General features: G+C 70.5%; 26 protein-coding genes. 12 read left to right on the top strand and 14 right to left on the bottom strand.

The window, feature by feature from the left end:
* The first annotated feature begins 177 nt into the window (after window positions 1-177).
* From RKD20_RS16785 to RKD20_RS16760, 6 genes are all read left to right on the top strand, one after another.
* Window positions 178-1,749, top strand: a complete 1,572-nt coding sequence (locus tag RKD20_RS16785; protein WP_424883238.1) for an ABC transporter ATP-binding protein — start codon at window positions 178-180, stop codon at window positions 1,747-1,749.
* Window positions 1,746-2,873: an ABC transporter permease gene (locus tag RKD20_RS16780; protein ID WP_424878435.1), complete on the top strand. Its 1,128-nt coding sequence runs from the start codon at window positions 1,746-1,748 to the stop codon at window positions 2,871-2,873. The genes RKD20_RS16785 and RKD20_RS16780 overlap by 4 nt, the downstream gene beginning before the upstream one ends.
* Window positions 2,873-4,156 (top strand): ABC transporter permease, encoded by a 1,284-nt coding sequence (locus RKD20_RS16775; protein ID WP_424878434.1) that lies wholly within the window; start codon window positions 2,873-2,875, stop codon window positions 4,154-4,156. The genes RKD20_RS16780 and RKD20_RS16775 overlap by 1 nt, the downstream gene beginning before the upstream one ends.
* Window positions 4,153-4,545 (top strand): cytidine deaminase, encoded by a 393-nt coding sequence (locus tag RKD20_RS16770; protein ID WP_424878433.1) that lies wholly within the window; start codon window positions 4,153-4,155, stop codon window positions 4,543-4,545. Before RKD20_RS16775 ends, RKD20_RS16770 begins: the two co-directional genes overlap by 4 nt.
* Before the next feature lie 27 nt (window positions 4,546-4,572).
* Complete coding sequence (locus RKD20_RS16765) at window positions 4,573-5,850, top strand: thymidine phosphorylase (protein ID WP_424883237.1); 1,278 nt, start codon at window positions 4,573-4,575, stop codon at window positions 5,848-5,850.
* Window positions 5,851-5,945: 95 nt separating this feature from the next.
* Window positions 5,946-6,539, top strand: a complete 594-nt coding sequence (locus RKD20_RS16760) for a Uma2 family endonuclease (protein ID WP_424878432.1) — start codon at window positions 5,946-5,948, stop codon at window positions 6,537-6,539.
* Between the two features lie 7 nt (window positions 6,540-6,546).
* Here the strand turns inward: RKD20_RS16760 and RKD20_RS16755 are convergent, their stop codons facing one another.
* Complete coding sequence (locus RKD20_RS16755) at window positions 6,547-7,470, bottom strand: AEC family transporter (RefSeq protein WP_424878431.1); 924 nt, start codon at window positions 7,468-7,470, stop codon at window positions 6,547-6,549.
* 133 nt (window positions 7,471-7,603) lie between these two features.
* Here RKD20_RS16755 and RKD20_RS16750 point away from each other — a divergent pair, with 133 nt between their 5' ends.
* On the top strand, window positions 7,604-7,990 hold the full coding sequence (locus tag RKD20_RS16750) for an STAS domain-containing protein (RefSeq protein ID WP_424878430.1): 387 nt from the start codon (window positions 7,604-7,606) through the stop codon (window positions 7,988-7,990).
* On the opposite strand, the gene RKD20_RS16745 is transcribed toward RKD20_RS16750, so the two are convergent.
* The gene (locus tag RKD20_RS16745) at window positions 7,874-8,890 is read right to left on the bottom strand and encodes a sigma-70 family RNA polymerase sigma factor (protein ID WP_424878429.1); all 1,017 of its coding nucleotides are present in this window, start codon (window positions 8,888-8,890) and stop codon (window positions 7,874-7,876) included. The two genes, RKD20_RS16750 and RKD20_RS16745, sit on opposite strands and share 117 nt — an antisense overlap.
* Before the next feature lie 172 nt (window positions 8,891-9,062).
* Window positions 9,063-10,325 carry an MFS transporter gene (locus RKD20_RS16740; RefSeq protein WP_424878428.1) on the bottom strand — a complete coding sequence of 421 codons (1,263 nt, stop codon included), beginning with the start codon at window positions 10,323-10,325 and terminating at the stop codon, window positions 9,063-9,065.
* 63 nt (window positions 10,326-10,388) lie between these two features.
* On the opposite strand from RKD20_RS16740, the gene RKD20_RS16735 reads away from it, so the two are divergent.
* The gene (locus RKD20_RS16735; protein WP_424878427.1) at window positions 10,389-11,339 is read left to right on the top strand and encodes a LysR family transcriptional regulator; all 951 of its coding nucleotides are present in this window, start codon (window positions 10,389-10,391) and stop codon (window positions 11,337-11,339) included.
* Window positions 11,340-11,360: 21 nt separating this feature from the next.
* On the opposite strand, the gene RKD20_RS16730 is transcribed toward RKD20_RS16735, so the two are convergent.
* A complete protein-coding gene (locus RKD20_RS16730; RefSeq protein WP_424878426.1) occupies window positions 11,361-12,116 on the bottom strand; it encodes an alpha/beta hydrolase in 756 nt (251 codons plus the stop codon).
* Window positions 12,117-12,229: 113 nt separating this feature from the next.
* Here RKD20_RS16730 and RKD20_RS16725 point away from each other — a divergent pair, with 113 nt between their 5' ends.
* Both RKD20_RS16725 and RKD20_RS16720 read left to right on the top strand, forming a co-directional pair.
* Window positions 12,230-13,393, top strand: coding sequence for an adenosine deaminase (locus tag RKD20_RS16725; RefSeq protein ID WP_424878425.1), 1,164 nt, complete (start codon window positions 12,230-12,232; stop codon window positions 13,391-13,393).
* Window positions 13,394-13,530: 137 nt separating this feature from the next.
* Window positions 13,531-13,887 (top strand): ATP-binding protein, encoded by a 357-nt coding sequence (locus RKD20_RS16720; protein ID WP_424878424.1) that lies wholly within the window; start codon window positions 13,531-13,533, stop codon window positions 13,885-13,887.
* An 80-nt stretch (window positions 13,888-13,967) separates the two neighbouring features.
* Here RKD20_RS16720 and RKD20_RS16715 read toward each other — a convergent pair whose 3' ends face one another.
* From RKD20_RS16715 to afsQ1, 5 genes are all read right to left on the bottom strand, one after another.
* Entirely contained in the window at window positions 13,968-14,168 is a 201-nt protein-coding gene (locus RKD20_RS16715; RefSeq protein ID WP_020118749.1) for a PspC domain-containing protein, read from the bottom strand.
* A 92-nt stretch (window positions 14,169-14,260) separates the two neighbouring features.
* Window positions 14,261-14,812 carry a VanZ family protein gene (locus RKD20_RS16710; protein ID WP_424878423.1) on the bottom strand — a complete coding sequence of 184 codons (552 nt, stop codon included), beginning with the start codon at window positions 14,810-14,812 and terminating at the stop codon, window positions 14,261-14,263.
* Window positions 14,813-14,905: 93 nt separating this feature from the next.
* Entirely contained in the window at window positions 14,906-15,559 is a 654-nt protein-coding gene (locus RKD20_RS16705; RefSeq protein ID WP_424883236.1) for a hypothetical protein, read from the bottom strand.
* On the bottom strand, window positions 15,559-17,136 hold the full coding sequence (locus tag RKD20_RS16700) for an ATP-binding protein (protein ID WP_424878422.1): 1,578 nt from the start codon (window positions 17,134-17,136) through the stop codon (window positions 15,559-15,561). Before RKD20_RS16700 ends, RKD20_RS16705 begins: the two co-directional genes overlap by 1 nt.
* Entirely contained in the window at window positions 17,133-17,810 is a 678-nt protein-coding gene (gene afsQ1 / locus RKD20_RS16695; RefSeq protein WP_020118753.1) for a two-component system response regulator AfsQ1, read from the bottom strand. Before afsQ1 ends, RKD20_RS16700 begins: the two co-directional genes overlap by 4 nt.
* A 229-nt stretch (window positions 17,811-18,039) precedes the next feature.
* On the opposite strand from afsQ1, the gene RKD20_RS16690 reads away from it, so the two are divergent.
* Window positions 18,040-18,783 carry a SigE family RNA polymerase sigma factor gene (locus tag RKD20_RS16690; RefSeq protein ID WP_391178207.1) on the top strand — a complete coding sequence of 248 codons (744 nt, stop codon included), beginning with the start codon at window positions 18,040-18,042 and terminating at the stop codon, window positions 18,781-18,783.
* A gap of 175 nt (window positions 18,784-18,958) precedes the next feature.
* Here the strand turns inward: RKD20_RS16690 and RKD20_RS16685 are convergent, their stop codons facing one another.
* Window positions 18,959-19,663, bottom strand: a complete 705-nt coding sequence (locus RKD20_RS16685) for a uridine kinase (RefSeq protein ID WP_424878421.1) — start codon at window positions 19,661-19,663, stop codon at window positions 18,959-18,961.
* A 60-nt stretch (window positions 19,664-19,723) separates the two neighbouring features.
* On the opposite strand from RKD20_RS16685, the gene RKD20_RS16680 reads away from it, so the two are divergent.
* Window positions 19,724-20,119, top strand: coding sequence for a hypothetical protein (locus RKD20_RS16680; protein ID WP_424878420.1), 396 nt, complete (start codon window positions 19,724-19,726; stop codon window positions 20,117-20,119).
* 54 nt (window positions 20,120-20,173) lie between these two features.
* On the opposite strand, the gene RKD20_RS16675 is transcribed toward RKD20_RS16680, so the two are convergent.
* The 4 genes from RKD20_RS16675 to RKD20_RS16660 all read right to left on the bottom strand — a co-directional run bounded on the left by RKD20_RS16675 (window position 20,174) and on the right by RKD20_RS16660 (window position 23,129).
* Entirely contained in the window at window positions 20,174-20,425 is a 252-nt protein-coding gene (locus RKD20_RS16675) for a type II toxin-antitoxin system RelE family toxin (protein ID WP_424878419.1), read from the bottom strand.
* A complete protein-coding gene (locus RKD20_RS16670; protein ID WP_424878418.1) occupies window positions 20,422-20,676 on the bottom strand; it encodes a type II toxin-antitoxin system Phd/YefM family antitoxin in 255 nt (84 codons plus the stop codon). The genes RKD20_RS16675 and RKD20_RS16670 overlap by 4 nt, the downstream gene beginning before the upstream one ends.
* Window positions 20,677-20,794: 118 nt before the next feature.
* The gene (locus RKD20_RS16665) at window positions 20,795-21,682 is read right to left on the bottom strand and encodes an aldehyde dehydrogenase family protein (RefSeq protein WP_424878417.1); all 888 of its coding nucleotides are present in this window, start codon (window positions 21,680-21,682) and stop codon (window positions 20,795-20,797) included.
* Entirely contained in the window at window positions 21,675-23,129 is a 1,455-nt protein-coding gene (locus RKD20_RS16660) for an aldehyde dehydrogenase family protein (RefSeq protein ID WP_424878416.1), read from the bottom strand. Before RKD20_RS16660 ends, RKD20_RS16665 begins: the two co-directional genes overlap by 8 nt.
* Between the last annotated feature and the right edge of the window lie 5 nt (window positions 23,130-23,134).

Genomic DNA, 23,134 nt, shown 5'->3' with positions numbered 1-23,134 from the left:
CGGGCTCGACGAGGGGGCCTCGACAACCCCCTCGTCGAGCCATAACAATGTGTCAACTCTACGCGTGTAGCACGGAGTTGCCGCGCTAGCGTCGCCGACGCCTGCCCTCCCCTACGCAGCCCCTTTCCCCCAGGAGAGTGCGCCATCAACGCGTCCAGCCCTCCCGCTGCCGTCGAACTGCGCGGCATCACCAAGCGATTCCCAGGCGTCGTCGCCAACAAGGACATCGACATCACCGTCTGCACGGGCACCGTGCACGCCCTGTGCGGTGAGAACGGTGCCGGCAAGTCCACCCTGATGAAGATCCTCTACGGCATGCAGCAGCCGGACGAGGGCACCATCACGGTCAACGGCGAGACGGTCACCTTCCACACCCCCGCCGACGCCATCGCCCGCGGCATCGGCATGGTGCACCAGCACTTCATGCTCGCCGACAACCTCACCGTCCTGGAGAACGTCGTCCTGGGCGCGGAGAAGCTGTACGGCATCGGCGCCAAGGCCCGCGCGAAGATCAGGGAGATCTCCGACGCGTACAACCTGAACGTCCGCCCCGACGTCCTCCTGGAGGAGCTCGGCGTCGCCGACCGCCAGCGCGTGGAGATCCTCAAGGTCCTCTACCGCGGCGCCAAGACCCTGATCCTCGATGAGCCCACCGCCGTCCTCGTGCCCCAGGAGGTCGACGCCCTCTTCGACAACCTGCGCGAGCTCAAGGCCGAGGGCCTCACCGTCATCTTCATCTCCCACAAGCTCGGCGAGGTCCTGTCGGTGGCCGACGAGATCACCGTCATCCGGCGCGGCACCACCGTCGGCACGGTGAAGCCCGCCGACACCACCACCAAGCAGCTCGCCGAGCTGATGGTGGGCAGCGAACTGCCCACCCCGGAGACCGAGGAGTCCACGGTCACCGACGTCCCGCTGCTGAAGCTGGACGGCCTGCGCCTGGCCCAGACCGACCTCGACGGCGTCGAGCGGATCATCCTCGACGACATCTCCTTCACCATCCACAAGGGCGAGGTCCTCGGCATCGCCGGCGTGGAGGGCAACGGCCAGTCGGAACTGGTCGAGGCCATCATGGGCATCCGCACCCCCGACTCCGGCACGGTCACCCTCGACGGCACCGACATCTCCCACGTGCCCACCCGCCGCCGCCGAGAGTCCGGCGTCGGCTACATCCCCGAGGACCGGCACCGTCACGGTCTGCTCCTCGAGGCCCCGCTGTGGGAGAACCGCATCCTCGGCCATGTCAGCGAGAAGCCCAACTCCCGCGGCCAGCTCCTCGACATCAAGGCGGCCCGCACCGACACCGAGCGCATCATCCAGGCGTACGACGTCCGCACCCCCGGCATCGACGTCACCGCCGCCTCGCTGTCCGGCGGCAACCAGCAGAAGCTGATCGTCGGCCGCGAGATGAGCCACGCGCCCAAGCTGCTCATCGCCGCCCACCCCACCCGCGGTGTGGACGTCGGCGCGCAGGCCGCGATCTGGGACCACATCCGCGAGGCCCGCCGCGAGGGCCTGGCCGTGCTGCTGATCTCCGCGGACCTGGACGAGCTCATCGGCCTGTCCGACACCCTGCGGGTGATGTACCGCGGCCGACTGGTCGCCGACGCCGACCCCGCCACCATCACCCCCGAGGAGCTGGGCTCCGCCATGACCGGTGCGGCCACCGGCCACCTGGAGCACGCAGAAGGCTCCGCAGGGGACTCCGCAGCGGTCTCCGCCGAGGACTACGAGGACGACTCCCGATGAACAAGCTGACCCAACGCATCGACAAGGAGCGGCTGCTCCTCGGCATCGCGGCCCCGCTGCTGGCGGTCGTCGCCGCGCTCGTCGTCACCACCCTGGTGATCCTGGCCACCGGCAAGAACCCGGGCGCCGCCTTCAGCGACATGCTGACCTACGGCTCCGCGAGCGACAGCCAGGTCTACATCCTCAACAAGGCGACGACGTACTACCTGGCGGGCGTCTCGGTGGCCATCGGCTTCCGGATGAACCTGTTCAACATCGGCGTCGACGGCCAGTACCGCATCGCCGCGTTCTTCGCGGCGGTCCTCGGCGGCGCGCTGACCACGCCGGGCTGGATCTCCATCCCGCTGATCATCCTGTGCGCCATGGGCACCGGCGCCGTGTGGGCGGGCATCGCGGGCGTTCTGAAGGTGACCCGCGGCGTGAGCGAGGTCATCTCGACGATCATGCTCAACGCGATCGCCACCGCGATCATCGCCTACCTGCTCCAGCCCGGAAAGCTCGCCGAGCTCCAGGCCGGCGGCACGGTCGTCTCCACCAAGCCGCTGCCTGAGTCGTCGTACTTCTTCCAGATCGACACCGGCGCCGCGGGCGAGCTGTGGGGCTTCATCGTGATCGCCGTGATCGTCGGCATCGCGTACTGGTTCGTGCTCGGCCGCACCCGGTTCGGCTTCGATCTGCGCACCGTCGGCCAGTCCGAGTCCGCCGCCGCCGCGAGCGGTGTCTCGGTGAAGAAGATGATCGCCACCAGCATGCTCATCTCGGGCGCGGTGGCCGGCCTGATCGGCATGCCGACCCTGCTCAACGACAGCCACCAGTTCAGCAACGACTTCCCCGTGGGCATCGGCTTCACCGGTATCGCCATCGCCCTGCTCGGCCGCAACAACCCGGTCGGCATCGCGCTGGGCGCCCTGCTCTGGGGCTTCCTGGAGCGCACCACCAACCACCTGGAGTTCGAGGGCTACGACAAGGAGATCCTCGGCGTGATCCAGGGCGTCATCGTCCTGTGCGTCGTCATCGCCTACGAGGTCGTACGCCGTTACGGACTCAAGCGCCAGCAGCAGCGGGTCGGCGCCGAGCTCGCCGCCCAGGCCGCAGCCCCGACCCAGAAGCAGGAGGTGGCGTGATGACTGCCACGATGACCGACACGCCGCCCCCCGCGGCACCCAAGGCGGACACCGCCACCCGGTCGGGCCGCCCGCTCGGCCAGATCCTCATGATCGTCGCCGGTGCGCTGCTGCTCGTCGCCGCGGTGCGCGTCATCTCCGGCTCCGACCAGCTCACCTCCGAGGGCCAGGTCTCCGCCGCGCTCAGCCTCGCCGTGCCGATCGGCCTCGCGGGTCTCGCCGGTCTGTGGTCCGAGCGGTCCGGCGTGGTCAACATCGGCCTCGAGGGCATGATGATCCTCGGTACCTTCGGCGCCGGCTGGATCGGCTGGCAGTCCAGCCCCTGGCTCGGCCTGCTGTGCGGTGTCGGCTTCGGCGTCCTCGGCGGCCTGCTGCACGCGGTCGCGACCGTCACCTTCGGCGTCGACCACATCGTCTCCGGTGTCGCGATCAACCTGCTCGCGCTCGGCACCACCCAGTACCTCGCCAAGCTCTTCTTCGTCGACGGCAAGGCGGCCGACGCGGGCGGCAACCCCAAGCAGTCCCCGCCCGTCGACTCCCTGCCCAGCTTCGACGTCCCGGGTGTGTCCAGCGGTCTGCACTCCATCGAGAACCACCACTGGTTCCTGATCTCGGACATCGCCGGCATCCTCGGCGGCCTGTTCACCAACCTGTCCATCGTGACGGTCCTCGCGGTCGTGCTGTTCATCGGCAGCTGGTGGCTGCTGTGGCGCACCCCGTTCGGCCTGCGGCTGCGCTCCTGCGGCGAGAACCCGATCGCCGCCGAGTCCCTCGGCGTCAACGTCTACAAGTACAAGTACATGGCCGTGGCCGTCTCCGGCGGCCTCGCCGGCCTCGGCGGCGCCTTCCTCGCGCTGGTCACCTCGCACAGCTACCTGGAGGGCCAGACCGGCGGCCGCGGCTACATCGGTCTCGCCGCGATGATCTTCGGCAACTGGCGGCCCGGCGGCCTCGCCATGGGCGCGGGCCTGTTCGGCTACTCGGACGCCCTCCAGCTGCGCAACGGCGGCGAGACCGTCCACGCGCTGCTGCTCCTGCTGTTCGTGCTGCTGCTGGCGATGGCCGGCTGGAAGCTGTACAAGAAGGCGCACTGGCAGGGCGGCATCAGCCTCATGGTGGCCGCGGGCGTCCTGGTCTGGTACCTGGTCACCGACGAGGTCCCGAGCGACTTCGTGGGCGCCACCCCGTACGTCGTCACGCTGCTGGTGCTGTCGCTGTCCGCGCAGCGCCTGCGGATGCCCAAGGCGGACGGCATGCGCTACCGGAAGGGGCAGGGCAAGTGACGGGCGTCGACTGGGGGGCACTGCGGGCGGCCGCCCGGGACGCCATGTCCCGGGCCTACGCCCCCTACTCCGGCTACCCGGTCGGCGTCGCCGCCCTGGTCGACGACGGCCGTACGATCACCGGCTGCAACGTCGAGAACGCCTCCTACGGCGTCGGCCTGTGCGCCGAGTGCGGTCTGGTCTCGGAGCTGCACAACACGGGGGGCGGCCGGCTCACGCACTTCACCTGCGTGGACGGCCGGGGCGAGGTCCTCGTCCCCTGCGGCCGCTGCCGTCAGCTGCTGTACGAGTTCGGCGGCCCGGACCTGCTCATGGAGACCCCGGCGGGCATCCTGCCGCTCTCCGAGATGCTCCCGCAGGCCTTCGGGCCGGGCCATCTCACCAAGTAATTCCCGGAAGGAAAGCCCTGCATGGCCATGGACGCCATCTCCGTCATCCGCACCAAGCGGGACCGCGGTGAACTCAGCGACGAGCAGATCGACTGGGTCATCGACGCGTACACCCGCGGGGAGGTCGCCGACGAGCAGATGTCCGCGCTCGCGATGGCCATCCTGCTCAACGGCATGAACCGCGGCGAGATCGCCCGCTGGACGGCCGCGATGATCGCCTCCGGCGAGCGCATGGACTTCTCGTCCCTGTCCCGCCCGACGGCGGACAAGCACTCCACGGGCGGCGTCGGCGACAAGATCACGCTCCCGCTGGCGCCCCTCGTGGCGGCCTGCGGCGCGGCCGTGCCCCAGCTCTCGGGCCGCGGCCTCGGCCACACCGGCGGCACGCTCGACAAGCTGGAGTCGATCCCCGGCTGGCGCGCACTGCTGTCGAACGAGGAGATGCTGAACGTCCTCGACACCACCGGCGCGGTGATCTGCGCGGCGGGCGACGGTCTGGCCCCGGCGGACAAGAAGCTGTACGCCCTGCGTGACGTCACCGGCACGGTCGAGGCGATCCCGCTGATCGCCTCGTCGATCATGTCGAAGAAGATCGCGGAGGGCACGGGCTCGCTCGTGCTCGACGTCAAGGTCGGCACCGGCGCGTTCATGAAGACCATCGAGGACGCACGGGAGCTGGCGTCCACGATGGTGGGCCTCGGCACCGACCACGGCGTCAGGACGGTCGCCCTGCTGACGGACATGTCGACCCCGCTGGGCCTCACGGCCGGCAACGCCCTCGAAGTCCGCGAGTCGGTCGAGGTCCTGGCCGGCGGCGGCCCGTCGGACGTCGTGGAGCTCACCATCGCGCTGGCCCAGGAGATGCTGGCGGCGGCGGGCATCCGTGACGCCGACCCGGCGAAGGCGCTGGCCGACGGTTCGGCGATGGACGTCTGGCGCCGGATGATCGCGGCGCAGGGCGGCGACCCGGACGCGGACCTGCCGGTGGCCCGCGAGCAGCACGTGATCAAGGCACCCTCCTCGGGTGTCCTGACCCGCCTCGACGCCTACGGCATCGGCGTCGCCGCCTGGCGCCTCGGCGCGGGGCGTGCCCGCAAGGAGGACCCGGTGCAGGCGGGCGCGGGCGTGGAACTCCACGCCAAGCCCGGCGACACGGTGACGGAGGGCCAGCCTCTCCTGACTCTCCACACGGACACCCCGGAACGCTTCGAGTACGCGTTGGAGGCGGTGTCGGGCTCCTACGACATCGAGGCGGCCGGTACGGCGTTCACGGCGTCGCAGGTGGTGCTGGAGCGCATCGCCTGACCTGTAGGTTCCTCATGCGGGTGAACGGGATCGGTGGACCACCATCGGTCCCGTTCGGCATGCTGGGATCGGTGACGTAACGAATGGAGACCGCCATGAGCGCACTCGCCGCCGAGTCCGGGGCCTCCGAGGGCACGGATTGGGACGAGATCGTCCGTGTCTGGGAGGAGACGGACGCTCCGGAGGGCAGCAAGGTGGAGATCGTCGAAGGGATCGTCACCGTGTCGCCGCCGCCGTCCGAAGAACACAACGACACTGCTGAGCTGCTCCAGGAACGCATGTACGGGGCGCTGCCTCCCGACTGCAACTGGGGCATCTATCAGACGCTCGGACTGACGTGCCCGGAGACGGGCGGCCTGTTCGTTCCCGACCTGTGCGTGGTGCCCAGGAACGCCTTGCGCCGCGGAACGCGCGTGCATGCCGGCGAGGCTGAACTCGTTGTCGAGGTCACATCCAAAAGCAATGCGAACCATGACCGCATCAAGAAAGCCCACGCCTACGCCGTGGCGGGAGTGCCGCTCTACCTTCTCCTGGATGCCTGGCAGTCCGGGCGTCCCACGGCGACGCTTTACGGAGAGCCGCAAAACGGCACATATCGCGTCCTTGTCTCGGTGGAGTACGGCGAGAGGCTGACGTTGCCCTCACCGTTCAAGTTGGACTTGGACACCGGCATCTTCCCGCTCAGTTGACATCTGGTCACCCGAGCCAGGCCGCCACGACCACCAGCACCGGCACCGACAGCACCGTCGACACCAGGATCGAGTCCCGGGCCAGGCGTTCGCCCACGCCGTAGGCCGATGCGTACGTGTACAGGTTCTGCGCGGCCGGGAGGGCCGACGTGACCACCACGTCGAGGAGTTGGGCTCCGTGGAGGCCGAAGACCCCGGCGGCCAGCGCCCAGGCCGCTGCCGGCTGCCCCACCGACTTGAGCGCGACCGAGAGCAGGACGAGCTGTCCGTCCGGGCCCCGGCCGGGCATCGTGCTGCCGCACAGGGAGATGCCGAAGGCGAGGAGGACGGCCGGGACCGACATGCCGCCGATCAGGGTCAAGGGGTCCATGACGGGGGCCGGGACCTTCAGGCCGGCCGCCGACACCGCCACCCCGGCCAGCGAGCCCACCGCGATCGGATTGCGGAGCGGGGTCAGCAGTCTCCGCCACAGCGGGCCCTTCTCCCCCTCGCCCGACGCCAGGTCCAGGACCGTCAGCGCGACCGGGGTCACCCCCACCAGCTGGAACAGCAGCACCGGCGCCACCAGCGAGGCGTCGCCCAGGACGTACACCGCGATCGGGATGCCGAGGTTGCCGGAGTTGACGTAGGACGAGCACAGCGCGCCGATCGTCGTACGGCCCAGGCCCCAGCCCCGGACGGCACCCACCGCCACGAAGACCCCCGCCGCCGCAACCGTGCTCAGGGCCGTCACCAGCAGGCGGCTGGAGAAGATCACCGACAGGTCGGCCCGGGCCAGCGTGGTGAACAGCAGGGCGGGGGAGGCCACATGGAAGGCGAGCTTGGTCAGGACCTCCCGGCCCTGGTCGCCGAGGTAACCGCGCAGACCGATGAGATAGCCGACGGCGATGACCACCGCGATCACCGCGAAGCCGGTCAGCACTCCCTGCACGGGGGCTCCTCAAGGGTGAGGAGGGCGTGGCCTATCCAGGGAGGTGCTGATGGGTGGTGCATACAGGTAACCCTCGGGGGCAGGTGCCACCCAGGTCAACGTGATCCTTCCCGCGCGGTCGAGGCGTCGGCCGATGAATTGTGCCCGCCCGTCAGGTCTACCGATCGTGGACGCCATGACACCCGCTGTACTCGTGCTCGCCGGCCCCGTCACCCGGGACGAGGTGACAGGGCTGGGCGACGAGGTCCGGGCCCTGTTGCGGACGACCGGCGCCGGAGTGGTGGTGTGCGATGTCGCCGGGCTCGGGCCGCCGGGGCTCGGCACCGTCGACCTGCTCGCCCGGCTCCAGCTCGCGGCCCGGCGCGCCGGGGGCCGGATCAGGCTGCGCGACCCCGACCCCGCGCTACACGCCCTCCTCGCCCTCCTCGGCCTCCGCTTCGAGGTGGAGGGGCAGGCCGAACAGGGGGAACCAGCGCTGGGTGTCCAGGAAGAAGTGGAACCCGGTGAGCCGGCCGTCTGAGATCTCCAGCACCTGGACCGCCCACGGGGTGAAGCCGCCCTTGTCCGGGTCCGGCTTGTACTGGGCGAACCCCGGCAGGCCGTTGACCTGCACCGGCACCAGACGGGAGCCCTCGCAGGCCGAGCCCAGGGTCGTCATGAAGCCCGTGATGTCGTCGTGGCCCGTCAGCCACAGGTCGAACGGCGGCATCGTCATGATGGCGTCCTCGTGGAGGAGCGCCGTCAGTGCCGTCATGTCGTACCCCTCGAACGCCTTCACATAGCGCTCCAGGAGCTTCTGCTGCTCCTCGTCCAGCGGGTCGGACACGGCCGCGTCGGCGCCGTGCTCCTCCCGCTCGGCGAGGGTGGCGCGGGCCCGCTGGAGGGCGCTGTTGACCGAGGCGACGGAGGTGTCGAGGAGTTCGGCGACCTCGCTCGCCTTCCAGGCCAGCACCTCGCGCAGGATCAGCACCGCGCGCTGCTTGGGCGGCAGCTGCTGGAGGGCGGCCATGAAGGCGAGCCGCACGGTCTCCTTGGCGACGGCCGCCTCCGCCGGGTCCTCGACGGTCGGCAGCATGCGGCTGTCGGGCATCGGCTCCAGCCAGGTGTGGTCGGGGCGGGGGGAGAGGGCGGCCTGGGCGAGGGGCGTCGACTCCGTGAGGTCCATGGGGCGGGCGCGCTTGTTGCCCGCCGTCAGCATGTCCAGGCAGACGTTCGTCGCGATGCGGTACAGCCAGGAGCGGAGGCTGGAACGGCCCTCGAACTTGTCGTAGCTCCGCCAGGCCCGGACCATCGTGTCCTGCACCGCGTCCTCGGCCTCGAAGGAGGAACCGAGCATGCGGTAGCAGTACCCCGTCAGCTCGGTGCGGTGTTTCTCGAGCCTGATGTCGAGGTCCGTCGTCGTAGCCGTAGTGTCCGTCATCGTCCACCCACCCCTGTGGCCGTGCTGCGTCGCGCCTTTGCGCCCACTACTCGGAAACTACCGCAGCCCACTGACAACGGCCCCTGGAGCGAGCGAACACGCAGGTCAGAAGCTGGATACAGCAATCCCCCCGACCGGCCGACCCCGGTCGGGGGGATGTAGGACGTGCGGCTCAGGCCGTCGCGAGCCGCTGCTGGGCCCGGGCCGCACGTGTTCCGAGGACGGTGATCGACACCACGCCGAGCACCGCCAGCAGTCCGACCCCGACCGTCCCGGCCCAGCCGCCCGCGTGGAAGGCGAGCGCGCCGACCGTGCTGCCCGCGCTGGAGCCGATGTAGTAGGCGGACTGGTAGAGGGCCGAGGCCTGCGCCCGGCCGTGGGTGGCCGTCTTGCTGACCGCCGAGGACGCCACCGCGTGGCCGGCGAAGAACCCACCAGTGATCAGGACCAGGCCCAGCAGGACCAGGGGGAGCGAGTCCGCGAGGGACAAGAACAGGCCCGTCGCCGTCGTACCGCCCGCCGCGTACAGCGCGCCCCGGCGGCCCAGGCGGCCGACCAGCCGGCCCGCCGTCGACGCGGACACCGTGCCCACCAGGTAGACCAGGAAGATCGAGCCGATGATGCCCTGGGGCAACCCGAACGGGGCCTCCGTCAGGCGGTAGCCGATCACCGTGTACACGCCGCCGAAGACCGTCATGAACAGCGCGCCGATGGCGTACAGGCGGCACAGCAGCGGATCCGAGAGGTGCGTGCGGACCGTGCCGAGCAGCACGCGGGGCCTCAGGGAGCCCGCCTTGAAGTGCTGCGGTGCCGGGAGCAGCAGGCGGAACGCCACGGCACAGGCCACCGCGATCGCGCCGATGACCCCGACGGCCACCCGCCAGCCCCACTCCTGCGCGACCCAGCCCGTGATGACCCGGCCGCTCATCCCGCCGACGCTGTTGCCGGCCACGAACAGGCCGATCGCCGTGACCAGTGCCTTCGGGCGGACCTCCTCGGCGAGATACGCCGTGGCGGAGGCGGGCAGCCCGGCCAGGGCCGCTCCCTGCACCGCCCGCAGCACGACCAGTGTGGTCAGCGAGGGCGCGAAGGGGACCAGGATCCCGACCGTCACCGCGAGCGCCAGCGAGGCCGTCATGACCGTACGGCGTCCGAAGCGCTCGGAGAGGGCGCTCATCGGCAGCACGAACAGCGCCAGACCGCCGGTCGCCGCCGCCACCGTCCAGCTCGCCTCGCTCGCCGCGACGCCGAACTCGCCCGAGATCAGCGGGAGAAGGGCCTGCGTCGAGTACAGCAGGGCAAAGGTGGCGACCCCGGCGAGGAAGAGGGCGAAGCTCATCCGGCGGTAGCCGGGGCCGCCCGGGGACAGACGGGAGTCGACGGCGACGGGGGATGCGGCGCCCACGCGGGTGGACGCCTCGGTACTGGCAGGCATGCTTCGAAGTTACGTACCGCTCCACTCATCCGTCCAATGCATGGATTCGCCATAATCGTTCCCATGGAGCATCAGCAGAGGTCACAGGGGCGCCTGTCACCGTCCAGTGACACAGATGACATGGTGATGTTGCTGGCCCCGCGGCTCGCGTACTTCGCCGGCGTGGCCCGGACCGAGCACGTCACCCGCGCCGCCCAGGAGATGGACGTACCCCAGTCCACGCTCTCCCGGGCCATGGTCCGCCTCGAACAGGACCTCGGCGTCGACCTGTTCGCCCGTATCGGCCGCACCGTCTCCCTGACCCCCGCAGGCCGCGCCTTCCTCGGCTCCGTCGAACGCGCCCTCGGTGAGATCCGGCGGGCCGCCGACGAGGTCCGTGCCGACGCCGATCCCGCCACCGGCAAGGTCGCCTTCGGCTTTCTGCACACCATGGGCTCGGAGACGGTGCCCGGCCTCATCCGGGCCTTCCGCGCCGACCACCCCCGGGTCCGGTTCAGCCTGGTCCAGACCTACGGCGAGGCGATGATCGAACGCCTGCGCGCGGGCGAGCTGGACCTGTGCCTGACCTCCCCGGTGCCGGACGCCCCCGACCTCGTCGCCCGGCGTCTCGACGAGCAGAAGCTGCGGCTCGTGGTCCCCGCCGACCACCCCCTCGCGGCCCGCAGGCGGGTCCGCCTCGCCGAGGCCGCCGAGGAGTCCTTCGTCACCCTGGAACCCGGCTACGGCCTGCGCCGCATCACCGACGACCTCTGCCAGGAGGCCGGCTTCAAACCGAGGATCGCCTTCGAGGGCGAGGAGGCGGAGACGCTGAGGGGGCTGGTGGCGGCGGGCCTGGGCGTCGCCCTCCTGCCGCCTCCGGCCTTCCCCCGCCCAGGAGTCGTGGAACTGACGGTCACGGCCCCTCGGGCGGCCCGCGAGATCGGCGTCGCCTGGCTCGACGGCCACCCGGACACCCCGCCGGTGGCCGCCTTCAAGCAGTTCCTGCTGTCGAGAAGGGGCAACCTGCTGCCGTGACCTGCGGCCCGCTGCCCTGACCTACCGCCGCCGCCCGAACCCGGAAGCCAGCGGCATCCGCAGCCCCAGCGGCGGAGGCGCGGCCAGCGCGTCCCGCACCGGCCGGGACAGCACCCGCCCGAACAGCGCCCCCATGACGAAGTCCTCGGTCAGGGCCTGCACTTCGGCCCGGTACTGGTGCAGTCCGTGCCCGTCGGAGTGCACCTCGAACCGGCACACCTCCCGGTTCGCCTTCTTCGCCCGGGACGCGAGCCGGAACGACAACTCGGGATCCACCTGCTGGTCGTTGGTCCCGTGCACGATCAACACCCGCCGCCCCACAAGCTGCTTGACCGGCTCGGGGGTGGCCGCCACATCGTCCTCGGGCAGCCAGGGAGCCACCGCGACCACGGAGTTGACGGCCTCGTGGCCGCCCGCGCGCAGTGCCGCCCGTGCGCCCATGTCGACGCCGACCAGGGACACGGGGACGTCGCCGTACCGCCGTACGACCTCGTCGGCGGCCCAGGTCGCGTCGTGCGCGGGGTGCGCCTCGCTGCCGTTCCAGCCGCGATAGCGGTAGTGCACGAGGTGGGCCGCGAGCCCCTCGGCGTGCCCCGCACGGGCGAGTCGTCGCCCCAACGCCCTGACGGCGGAGGGGAGTCGCATCGAGGCGGGTCTGCGCAGAGAGGTCTCGTCGCCGCCCGGGAGGAGCAGCACCACCCCGCTCACCGCCGTCGGCTCCGGGCCGAGTGCCCTGCCCAGTCGGGCGGTGCGCACCGGCGTCGCTTGCTGTGCCATGGCAGAACAGTGTCAGAAGCCCGGGTGTACGACACGGGGCGGGGCGGTCACCGTTACGTATCGGCGGATTCGTACAACGGGCGCTCTACGCGCGTAGGAGTTAGAGTGCCCAGATGACGAGCCAGACTGACCGGATGGGGAACTCCCCGAGCTCGGACCAGATCCGCCGAGCACCCAAGGTTCTGCTGCACGATCACCTCGACGGCGGGCTGCGCCCCGGCACGATCGTCGACCTGGCCCTGGACACCGGGTACACCGGACTCCCCGAGACCGACCCGGACCGGCTGGGCGTCTGGTTCCGCGAAGCCGCCGACTCCGGTTCCCTGGAACGGTACTTGGAGACCTTCTCGCACACCGTCGGCGTCATGCAGACCCGTGAGGCGCTGGTGCGGGTGGCCGCCGAGTGCGCCGAGGACCTCGCCGAGGACGGCGTCGTCTACGCCGAGGTGCGCTACGCCCCCGAGCAGCACCTGCAGAAGGGGCTGACCCTCGAAGCGGTCGTCGAGGCCGTCAACGAGGGCTTCCGGGAAGGCGAGCGCAGGGCCAGGGCGAACGGCCACCGCATCCGAGTCGGCGCCCTGCTCACCGCCATGCGGCACGCGGCCCGCGCGCTGGAGATCGCCGAGCTCGCCAACCGCTACCGCGACCTGGGCGTCGTGGGGTTCGACATCGCGGGCGCGGAGGCCGGTTACCCGCCCACCCGGCACCTCGACGCCTTCGAGTACCTGAAGCGCGAGAACAACCACTTCACCATCCACGCCGGCGAGGCCTTCGGGCTGCCGTCCATCTGGCAGGCCCTGCAGTGGTGCGGCGCCGACCGGCTCGGGCACGGCGTGCGCATCATCGACGACATCCAGGTCCATGAGGACGGCACGGTCAAGCTCGGACGGCTCGCCTCCTACGTCCGGGACAAGCGGATCCCGCTGGAGCTGTGCCCCAGCTCCAATCTCCAGACCGGGGCCGCGTCGTCGTACGCCGAGCACCCGATCGGACTCCTGCGGCGGCTGCACTTCCGGGCCACCGTGAACACCGACAACCGGCTGATGTCCGGCACCAGCATGAGCCGGGAATTCGAGCACCTTGTCGAGGCGTTCGGTTATTCGCTCGACGACATGCAGTGGTTCTCCGTCAATGCGATGAAATCAGCGTTCATTCCTTTCGATGAACGCCTCGCGATGATCAATGACGTCATCAAGCCCGGATATGCCGAGCTGAAGTCCGAATGGCTGTTCCAGCAGACCGCCTCCACCAGCGGTTCTGTGGACAACGAGGGCTGACCGGGGAGAACCGTGGGTGTGAAATGCGGGCGGGTGTTCACAATCCGTCCGCATTTCGATGTTTGCGGCGGGTGGGTTCCCGTGTTTACGGTCATGGACCGCTGACATCCCGCAAACCCATTTCGAGGACGCATTTCATGAAGCAGTCTGCTGCCAAGACCCTCGGTGTCGCCGCCCTCGGTGCCGCCTTCGCCGCCGCCGGCGCGGGTGCAGCGAACGCCGCTCCGGCGGTCCCGGACGCCACCCAGGCGCTCGGCTCCGTCTCCCAGGGGCTCCCCACCGAGAACGTCACCAAGTCGCTGCCGGGCGCCGGTGAGGCGCTGTCGCAGGCCCAGCCGGCGATCGGCACGGGCCTGTCGGCCGCGCAACCCGCCGTCGAGAAGGTCCTCGCCGACGGCCCGACCGGACCCGTCGCCGGTCTCCTGGGCGGCCTGCCGATCGGCCGGGTGCTGCCCGGCAGCGGCACCGGCCTGAACGGACTGCCGCTCGGCTGAGCCCGCCGCTCCTCGTACACGCCGGTGGGGCGCACCCCGAGATCTCGGGGTGCGCCCCACCGGCGTACTCGTCCAGGGCGTTACCAGGCGGTCCGCGCCTTCTCCTCGGAGGGGAACAGGATCCACAGGGCGATGTAGAGCAGGAACTGCGGGCCCGGCAGCAGACAGGACACCAGGAAGATCACGCGCATCGTGGTCGCGGAGGTGCCGAAGCGCCGTGCCAGCGCGGCACACACTCCGCCGATCATGCGGCCGTCGGTGGGGCGGGCGAGGCGGGACATTGCGGCTCCTTCGTGAGCGTCGGTGGTCGGGTCCGAGTGACCCTCTCCAGCTGTCTTCAACGCTACGGAGACGAACGCCACAAAGCGTCGCTCTACGGTGCGATCCCGACCCTGGGAATCGTCGGGGTCAGACCCTGAGCCGGCTCCTCCTGGCGGACGGTGGTGCGCCGGCGGCGCTCGGTCCTGCGGCGGAGCGACCGGCGGACCGCCGGCACGACCGCGAGGTGCGCGAGGGCGACGCCCGCGGTGTTCAGGAACAGGGAGTCGATGTCGACGACCTGGCCGGGGACGCCGGTCTGGAGCAGCTCTATGCCCAGGGAGATCAGCGCGCCCGCGGCACAGGTGCGGATCAGGGAACCGACCGGGGACGCCCACAGCCGGCCGTGCACCATCGGGAGCAGGAAGCCGAGCGGGGCCAGCAGCGCGAGCCCCTCACCGATCCGGCGGGCCGCCTGCTGCCCGCCGAGGGCCAGGTCGGCGCGGATGCCGGCGAAGGGGTGCAGGTTGGCGGGGACGACCCAGGGCACGTCCAGCGGCCGCAGCGTGAGCCAGGCGACGAACGCGAGGTGTGCGACCAGGAGGGCACCTCCTGCCACACGGACGCGTAGGACGGTATCGCCGCCGACGAAGCCTTGACGCTGCACGATCCCCAAGACGCCCCGCTCGGCACGATCGGTTCCGGAACACCCCGGGGTACCTGGGTGAGGCCTGCGCCACACGTGCCGGCCGGCTCCGCGTCAGCCGCCCGTCACCTCGGCCGACGTCGGCTGGTGGCTGCCCGGCTGGGCGCGGACCTCGTCGGTGCAGTCGTAGCGGCGCAGCGGTGCGGTCGAAGGGCCGCCGAGGATGACGGAGCCGTCGCCCTCGGCCGCGGCCGAGTCGGAGAAGGTGCACACGACCTGGGCCAGGGCGTAGGCGGAGAGCTCGGCGGGCGGGGTGCTCAGCCGGAGCGTGTCCTCGGGGTCCTTGGGGCGCGGCCCGCTGACGGTCATGCCGCCACGCACATACGTCTGGTACCCGGCCTCCCGCTCGGCCGCCGACGGCGTCTCGGCGAGCTGGTCGAGGAGTCCCTGCGCGACCAGCACCCGCCGCTCGGAGTCGGCGGTGCCGTCCGGGACCCTCAGGCTCCGGTCCACGGCCACCAGCGACGCCCCGCACAGCAGGAACACCTGTACGGCCAGCCCGTGCGAGGACGGCTCCGCGGTGCCCGGCTCGGACAGCGAACACCGCACCCGTGACGGCGCGGGCCCGAAGTCGGTGGGTACCTCGGTGGGCCGGATCCCGCACCCGGCGACCAGCAGGCCGAGCACCGGGAGCGCCAGCAGCCGCAGCACCTTCAGCCGGGCACGTGGTGTGCTCGCCCTCTCCTCGCGTCGTCCCTGCGGGCGCATCACGCCTTTCCCTTCTTCGCCCCGTCGTCGGCCTTCCTGGCCTCCATGAGCTGTTCCGCCAGCTCCGAGGCGTCCCGGGGAATCCGCAGCGTGAAGACGGCACCCCCGTCGGGGGAGTTCGCCGCGGTGATCTCGCCGCCGTGGATGTGGGCGTTCTCCAGGGCGATCGAGAGGCCGAGGCCGCTGCCCTCGGAGCGGGGGCGGGAGGCACTGGCCTTGTAGAAGCGGTCGAAGACATGGGGAAGCACGTCCTCGGGGATACCGGGGCCGTGGTCGCGGACCCCGATGACCACCTCGTCGTCCGCCGCGCGCACCGCCACCCGCACCGGGGAACCGCCGTGCTTGAGCGCGTTGCCGATCAGGTTGGCCAGGATCACGTCCAGGCGTCGCGGGTCGAGACGGGCGTGGATGCCGCGCTCGGCGTCCAGCTCCACCGCGTCCAGCCACGCCCGCGCGTCGATGCACGCGGTGATCTGGTCGGCCACGTCGACGTCGTCGAGGACCAGCCGGGCCGTACCCGCGTCGAAGCGGGTGACCTCCATCAGGTTCTCGACCAGGGAGTTGAGCCGACGCGTCTCACTGACCACCAGCCGCACCGCCGGCTCGATCATCGGGTCCATCGAGCCGGACTCGGCCTCCAGCTCCTCCTCCAGGATCTCCGTCACGGCGGTGATCGCGGTGAGCGGCGTACGCAGTTCATGGCTCATGTCCGCCACGAACCGCCGGGACGCGTCGTCGCGCGCGGACATGTCCTCGACCCGTTTCTCCAGCGCCTCGGCCGCGTAGTTGAACGTCCTCGACAGATCCGCGAGTTCGTCCGTGCCCGACACCCTGAGCCGGGTGTCAAGACGGCCCTCGCCGAGCCGCCGGGCGGCGACCCCCAGCCGGTGCACCGGCTTCAGTACGGTCGTCGCGGCGGCCTGCGCGAGCAGCGCGGAGCCGATCAGGGCGAGCCCGGTGGCGATACCCAGCGACCAGGCCAGGGAGTTGAGGTCCTTGGCCTCCGGTTCGAGGGACTTGAGCATGTAACCGGTCGGGCCGCCGCCGATCACCCGTGTCCCGGCGACCAGATACGGGGTGTCGTGGGCGACGGTCCGCTGCCAGTACAGGTGATAGGCGTACTTGTTGGCCGAGTCGACCTGCTGCTTCTCATTGACCGCCTCGCGCAGCGACACGGGCACGTCCTGGAGCGTGAAGCCGTCCAGGGCACCCGAATTGCCGTAGACCGTCCGGCCCTTGGTGTCGGAGGCCACGAGCAGCACGCTGAAGCGCTGGCTGCTGCCCGCCATCTGTCCCGCCGCCTGCTGGAGTTCGTCCTGCGTGGGGTCCTCGGGCAGGGCGCCCGCGCGGTTCTGCATCTCCTGCTGGAAGTCCCGCAGGACCGCGTCCTGGGCGCGGGTGAGCACCGCCTCGCGGTTGAGCCAGTAGGCGATCCCGGACGCGGACACGGCGGCGGTCAGCGCCACCAGGCCGAACACGACGACAAGACGCAGTCGCAGGCTGGTGAAACGCAGCCGTGACCACACACCCTTGCGAGCCGCGAACCAGTCGCGGAGCCCCCCTTGTGCTTCGGTCACTGAGGCGTGTCCAGCCGGTAGCCCACGCCCCGCACGGTACGGATCAGCGTCGGGGACGACGGCACGTCCTCGACCTTGGCACGCAGCCGCTGCACACAGGCGTCCACCAGGCGCGAGTCACCGAGGTAGTCGTGCTCCCACACGAGCCGCAGCAACTGCTGGCGGGACAGCGCCTGGCCGGGCCGCCGGCTCAGCTCGAGGAGCAGCCTGAGCTCGGTCGGGGTGAGCTGGAGGTCCTCGCCGTTCTTCGTCACGGTCATGGCCGCGCGGTCGATGACAAGGGAGCCGAAGCTCGCCGCGTCGGTCGACTCGCGCTCACCGCGTCGCAGCACCGCCCGGATCCGGGCGTCCAGGACCCGCCCCTGGATCGGCTTGACGACATAGTCGTCGGCGCCGGACTCCAGGCCCACCACCACGTCGATGTCGTCGTTGCGGGCGGTCAGCAGGATGATCGGCAGCTGGTCCGTGCGCCGGATGCGCCGGCACACCTCGAACCCGTCGATACCGGGCAGCATCACATCCAGCACGATCAGGTCCGGCCGCTGCTCACGCAGCAGTTTGAGGCCGTCCTCGCCGGTGGCAGCGGTGGCAACCCGGTGGCCCTGGCGCGTCAGGCTCAGCTCCAGGGCCGTACGGATGGCGTCGTCGTCCTCGATCAGCAACAGGGAAGGCACGGGCTCATTCTGGCCCATGGAGGGGGTGCGGTACGACCTGTGGGGACACGCAGTCCGTACGGCACCCGTCCGTGGGTGCGCTGTGCAATTCCTGAGACGGACCCCTGTGACAGGTCTGTGACAGTCGGCGGACACCGTCATGAAGGTGCGAGGGCAAGCTTCTCGGCACGGGCAAGGCAGCACCGCCCGGCAGACCGAAACACCGGAAGTCCACGACGGGGGGCGCGAGATGAGCACGCTGCACAGCAACATCACCAGCGCAGTGGTCACGCGCCTGCACGACGTGAACGGGGGCCGGGGTTCCGAGAAGTCCGGTGCCGTGAGCGGGCGGGGGTGCGCTCGCGGCACCGGGCGTCAGCACACCGGGTACATGTCGGTGGTTGACACCATCACGGGGGAAACGCACGGGGGATCGTCGTACGGGGAGGGCTCGGGGGAGCGTCGTTCGCTGTCGGAGGCGGAGTTCACCGCCTACGTCCAGGAGCGCCGCGCCTCCCTGTACGCCACCGCCTACCACCTGACCGGTGACCGCTTCGAGGCCGAGGACCTGCTCCAGAGCGCGCTGTTCTCGACGTACCGGGCGTGGGACCGGATCAGTGACAAGGCCGCGGTCGGGGGCTACCTCCGCCGCACCATGACGAACCTGCACATCAGCGCGTGGCGCCGCCGCAAGCTGAACGAATACCCGACCGAGGAACTGCCGGAGACGCCCGGCGACACGGACGCGATGCGCGGCACCGAGCTGCGCGCGGTCCTGTGGCAGGCGCTCGCCCGGCTTCCCGAACTCCAGCGCACGATGCTGGTCCTTCGTTACTACGAGGGCCGCACGGACCCGGAGATCGCGGAGATCCTCGACATCAGTGTCGGCACGGTGAAGTCCAGCATCTGGCGGTCCCTGCGCCGCCTGCGCGAGGACGAGGTCCTCAGCTTCGGCCGTGACGAGGAGAACGCCTTCGGGGAGCTCGTGGCCTGAGGGTTGGGGGGACGCAAGGTACGGGGGCCAGGGGTACCGGCTGGGGGGCCGGTACCCGTGGGGGGATCAACGGGGGTCACGGGGGACCAACGGGGACCTGGGGAAGCACCGAGAAGCGGGACTGGAGGGCCGGGGGGTCCGTCCAGTCCCGCTTTGCTGTGTGCTCAGCGGTGACTCAGGCCGTCGAGGTGGCCGCCGGGCGGCGGCCCGCTGCCGCGGCGGCCAGGCGGCCGAGGGCCTCGTCCTTGCCGCAGCGGTGGGCGCCCAGCGCGGTCTGGCGGGCGATGATCGAGCGCTCCCGGCGCATCAGCCGCCAGCCGCGGCGCAGCAGGAAGGGCACGGACTTGCGGCCCTCGCGCAGATCCCGCAGGAACCGGCGGCGGAACGTGCGCACCGGGCCCCGGCTCAGGCACAGCGCGTCGGCCAGCACACCGAGCTCCCGGCAGCGGGTGACGATCTCGGCGGCGAAGATGCCCTCCGCGATGAACAGCGGGGTCCGGCCCATCTCGACCGCCTCCTCGCCGGTGCGGGCGCTCAGCGAGATGTCGTAGACCGGGATCTTCGTACGGCCCGTGCGGCACAGGTCGACGATCGCCGCCACCGCGGTGTCCGCGTCCCACGACCCGGGGTGGTCCCAGTCGATGTCGGAGCTCCCCGCCACCAGCGGCAGTGTCGGGTCGTCGCCCTCCTTGTAGAAGTCGTCGAGCCTGAGGACCGGAAGACCGGAACGGGCCGAGAGAAGGGACTTGCCGGAGCCGGAGGGGCCGCAGAGCAGCACGACTCGCGTCGGTATGGGCGGTTGGGAACTCACGGGACACCAGTGTGAGGCATTCACCCGCTGTTCATCGACCCCGCGGGTTGGCTTTGAAGCGTGCGTCACACCTCAACTACCCTTCGTGTCGACATGCTTACCCAGTGCACGGAAAAGGTGGCAGAAACGATGGCCCGACACGCGAACCCGACCGTCCAGCGCACGCTCACCGCCCTCGCGACCGCGGGTGTCGCACTCGGCGCAGGCGCCGGGGCGGCCGCCGCGGACACCGAGCCGGTTGTCGACGTGCTGCACACCCGGCCCACCTCGCTCGGCAACATCGACCCCCAGGCCGGACTTGGCTCCCTCACCGGCACGGTCGGCTACGTCACCGGTCCGGTCGCCGGCCTCAAGCCGAACCCGCTGGCGGGCACGGGCGTGGACCCTCTGGACAACGGGCTGGGGACCCAGGTGGCGGACTTCAAGCCGCTGACCTCGCAGGCGCTGACCGGTCCGGTCGCGCAGGCGCAGTCGATCGGGAGCATGCCGGTGGTGGGGCCGGTGACCGGACTGCTGAGCCACTGACACGGCAGAGGGCCGCGCCCCAAGGGCGGATGGGGGGCGCGGCTCTCGGTGGGATCAGGGGGTGCGGCCGAGGTGGGTGACCAGGATGTGGATCACGTCGTCGTCGATGACGTACAAGACTCGGTAGTCGCCCACGTGCAGGCGGCGGACATGCTGTGATCCGTACGGCACCGACGTCGCCGGGCGCGGATTGTGGGCCAGTTCGTCAATGGCGTCGAGGACCATGGCCAGGCCGCCCGGATCCTCCTTGAGGAACCGCGCTCCCGCGTCCAGGGCCCGCGGCTCGAAGACGATCTCGTAGGTCACTTCTTCTCGAACCCCAGTCGCCGACGCACCTCGTCCATGGGGATGCCCGGCTCAAGCGTCCCCTCCGCTTTGCGGCGCTGGTAGTCGGCCAGCGCGAGGGCGTCTTCGAAGTCCTCTATCACTTGCGGCGACACGAGAAGCGCGGCCACGTGGCCGTGGTCGGTGAGGGCGATGGTCTCGCGGCCGTGGGCGGCGCGGCGGACCAGGTCGCCGAGCTGGGAACGGGCGGCGCTGATGGCGATCTCAACCATGGTGCACATGCTCACACAAAATGAACCTAGTGTGCAATTGATTCATGCTTATGGGCGACGGCTTGCGCCTCTCCCGACGGAGGGAGAGGCGCGAGTCATCACGAACGAGGCCCCGTTGTCAGTACGCGGAGCCGGACGCTCCCAGTGACCCCGTCGGGTGCCAGACCGTCTTCGTCTCCAGGAAGGCCGTCAGACGGTCGATGCCCGGAGTCGCCGTCCAGTCGTCCACAGGCTGCGGACGCAGGACCCGCTTCAGGTTGTCCGCCGCCGCGATCTCCAGCTCCTTCGCGAGGACCTCGTCCGCGCCCGCCAGATCGATCGCGTTGACGTCCTGGTGGGAGGCGAGGGGGGTTGCGATCTCCGCCGTACGGCCCGAGAGGACGTTGACCACGCCCCCGGGGACGTCGGAGGTGGCCAGGACCTCGCCCAGGGAGAGGGCGGGCAGGGGAGACCTCTCCGAAGCGATTACGACCGCCGTGTTGCCCGTCGCGATCACCGGGGCCAGCACCGAGACCAGGCCCAGGAACGACGACTCCTGCGGGGCCAGGACCGCGACCACGCCCGTCGGTTCCGGCGAGGACAGGTTGAAGTACGGGCCCGCCACCGGGTTGCCGCCACCGACCACCTGGGCGATCTTGTCGGTCCAGCCCGCGTACCAGACCCAGCGGTCGATCGTTGCCTCGACCTGCTCGGCAGCCCTGGACTTCGACAGGCCCTCGGCGTCGGCCACCTCGTGGACGAACTGCGCCCTGCGGCCCTCCAGCATCTCCGCGACCCGGTAGAGGACCTGGCCGCGGTTGTACGCCGTCGCGCCCGCCCAGCCGCCGAACGCCTTGCGCGCGGCCACGACCGCGTCACGGGCGTCCTTGCGGCTCGACTGCGGTGCGTTCGCCAGCCACTTGCCCTTCGAGTCCGTCACCTCGTACACCCGGCCGCTCTCGGAACGCGGGAACTTCCCGCCGACGTACAGCTTGTAGGTCTTCAGCACATTCAAGCGGTCAGACATCGAGGTACGCCTCCAGGCCGTGGCGGCCGCCCTCGCGGCCGAACCCCGACTCCTTGTATCCGCCGAACGGCGAGGTCGGGTCGAACTTGTTGAACGTGTTGGACCAGACGACCCCGGCCCGGAGCTTGCCCGCGACAGCCAGGATGCGCGAGCCCTTCTCGGTCCAGATGCCCGCCGACAGGCCGTACTGCGTGTTGTTCGCCTTGGCGACCGCCTCGTCGGGCGTACGGAAGGTCAGGACCGACAGCACCGGCCCGAAGATCTCGTCCCTGGCGATGGTGTGCGCCTGGGTGACGTTCGTGAAGAGCGTCGGGGCGAACCAGTAGCCGGAGGACGGGAGTTCGCACTCCGGGGACCAGGGCTCGGCGCCTTCGGCCGCGCCCTTCTCGACGAGCGAGGTGATCCGCGAGAGCTGTTCGGCGGAGTTGATCGCGCCGATGTCGGTGTTCTTGTCCAGCGGGTCGCCGAGCCGCAGGGTGGACAGGCGGCGCTTGAGCGAGTCGAGCAGCTCGTCCTGGATCGACTCCTGGACCAGCAGCCGGGAGCCCGCGCAGCAGACCTGGCCCTGGTTGAAGAAGATGCCGTTGACGATCCCCTCGACGGCCTGGTCGATCGGGGCGTCGTCGAAGACGATGTTGGCGCCCTTGCCGCCCAGTTCGAGGGTGAGCTTCTTGCGGGTGCCCGCGACCGTGCGCGCGATCTCCTTGCCGACGGCCGTCGAGCCGGTGAAGGCCACCTTGTTGACGTCCGGGTGCGCGACGAGCGCGGCCCCCGTGGCGCCGTAGCCCGGGAGGATGTTGACGACACCCTTGGGCAGGCCGGCCTGGCGGCAGACGTCCGCGAAGAACAGGGCGGACAGGGGGGTCGTCTCGGCGGGCTTGAGAACGACCGTGTTGCCGGTCGCCAGCGCCGGGGCGATCTTCCACGCCAGCATCAGGAGCGGGAAGTTCCACGGGATGACCTGGCCGGCCACGCCGAGGGGCTTCGGGCTCGCGCCGAATCCGGCGTGCTCCAGCTTGTCGGCCCAGCCCGCGTAGTAGAAGAAGTGCGCGGCGACCAGGGGGAGGTCGGCGTCGCGGGTCTCCTTGATGGGCTTGCCGTTGTCCAGGGTCTCCAGGACGGCGAGCTCGCGGCTGCGCTCCTGGATGATCCGGGCGATGCGGAACAGGTACTTGGCGCGCTCCGAGCCGGGCAGCGCCGACCACTTCTCGAAGGCCTTGCGGGCGGCCCCCACCGCGCGGTCGACGTCCGCCTCGCCCGCCTGGGCGATCTCGGACAGGACCTCCTCGGTCGACGGGGAGACGGTCTTGAAGACCTTGCCGTCGGCGGCCTCCACGAACTCGCCGTCGATGAACAGGCCGTAGGAGGGGGCGATGTCGACGACCGAGCGGGATTCGGGTGCCGGGGCGTACTCGAATGCGGATGCGGATGCGGATGCAGGTGTCATGGTGA

Source organism: Streptomyces sp. SLBN-8D4 (assembly GCF_049739545.1).
Taxonomy (GTDB): domain Bacteria; phylum Actinomycetota; class Actinomycetes; order Streptomycetales; family Streptomycetaceae; genus Streptomyces; species Streptomyces canus_C.
The sequence above is the reverse complement of the archived record's forward strand: the minus strand, read 5'-3'. Positions and strand labels throughout refer to the sequence as shown.

Coding starts and splice junctions, on each gene's coding strand:
- RKD20_RS16680 (WP_424878420.1), top strand. CDS start 19,724: ATGGCCCGACACGCGAACCCGACCGTCCAGCGCACGCTCACCGCCCTC.
- RKD20_RS16670 (WP_424878418.1), bottom strand. CDS start 20,676: ATGGTTGAGATCGCCATCAGCGCCGCCCGTTCCCAGCTCGGCGACCTG.
- RKD20_RS16725 (WP_424878425.1), top strand. CDS start 12,230: ATGACGAGCCAGACTGACCGGATGGGGAACTCCCCGAGCTCGGACCAG.
- RKD20_RS16735 (WP_424878427.1), top strand. CDS start 10,389: ATGGAGCATCAGCAGAGGTCACAGGGGCGCCTGTCACCGTCCAGTGAC.
- RKD20_RS16775 (WP_424878434.1), top strand. CDS start 2,873: ATGACTGCCACGATGACCGACACGCCGCCCCCCGCGGCACCCAAGGCG.
- RKD20_RS16780 (WP_424878435.1), top strand. CDS start 1,746: ATGAACAAGCTGACCCAACGCATCGACAAGGAGCGGCTGCTCCTCGGC.
- RKD20_RS16715 (WP_020118749.1), bottom strand. CDS start 14,168: ATGTCCCGCCTCGCCCGCCCCACCGACGGCCGCATGATCGGCGGAGTG.
- RKD20_RS16665 (WP_424878417.1), bottom strand. CDS start 21,682: ATGTCTGACCGCTTGAATGTGCTGAAGACCTACAAGCTGTACGTCGGC.
- RKD20_RS16660 (WP_424878416.1), bottom strand. CDS start 23,129: ATGACACCTGCATCCGCATCCGCATCCGCATTCGAGTACGCCCCGGCA.
- RKD20_RS16690 (WP_391178207.1), top strand. CDS start 18,040: ATGAGCACGCTGCACAGCAACATCACCAGCGCAGTGGTCACGCGCCTG.
- RKD20_RS16740 (WP_424878428.1), bottom strand. CDS start 10,325: ATGCCTGCCAGTACCGAGGCGTCCACCCGCGTGGGCGCCGCATCCCCC.
- RKD20_RS16730 (WP_424878426.1), bottom strand. CDS start 12,116: ATGGCACAGCAAGCGACGCCGGTGCGCACCGCCCGACTGGGCAGGGCA.
- RKD20_RS16705 (WP_424883236.1), bottom strand. CDS start 15,559: ATGCGCCCGCAGGGACGACGCGAGGAGAGGGCGAGCACACCACGTGCC.
- RKD20_RS16765 (WP_424883237.1), top strand. CDS start 4,573: ATGGACGCCATCTCCGTCATCCGCACCAAGCGGGACCGCGGTGAACTC.
- RKD20_RS16760 (WP_424878432.1), top strand. CDS start 5,946: ATGAGCGCACTCGCCGCCGAGTCCGGGGCCTCCGAGGGCACGGATTGG.
- RKD20_RS16750 (WP_424878430.1), top strand. CDS start 7,604: ATGAATTGTGCCCGCCCGTCAGGTCTACCGATCGTGGACGCCATGACA.
- RKD20_RS16745 (WP_424878429.1), bottom strand. CDS start 8,890: ATGACGGACACTACGGCTACGACGACGGACCTCGACATCAGGCTCGAG.
- RKD20_RS16720 (WP_424878424.1), top strand. CDS start 13,531: ATGAAGCAGTCTGCTGCCAAGACCCTCGGTGTCGCCGCCCTCGGTGCC.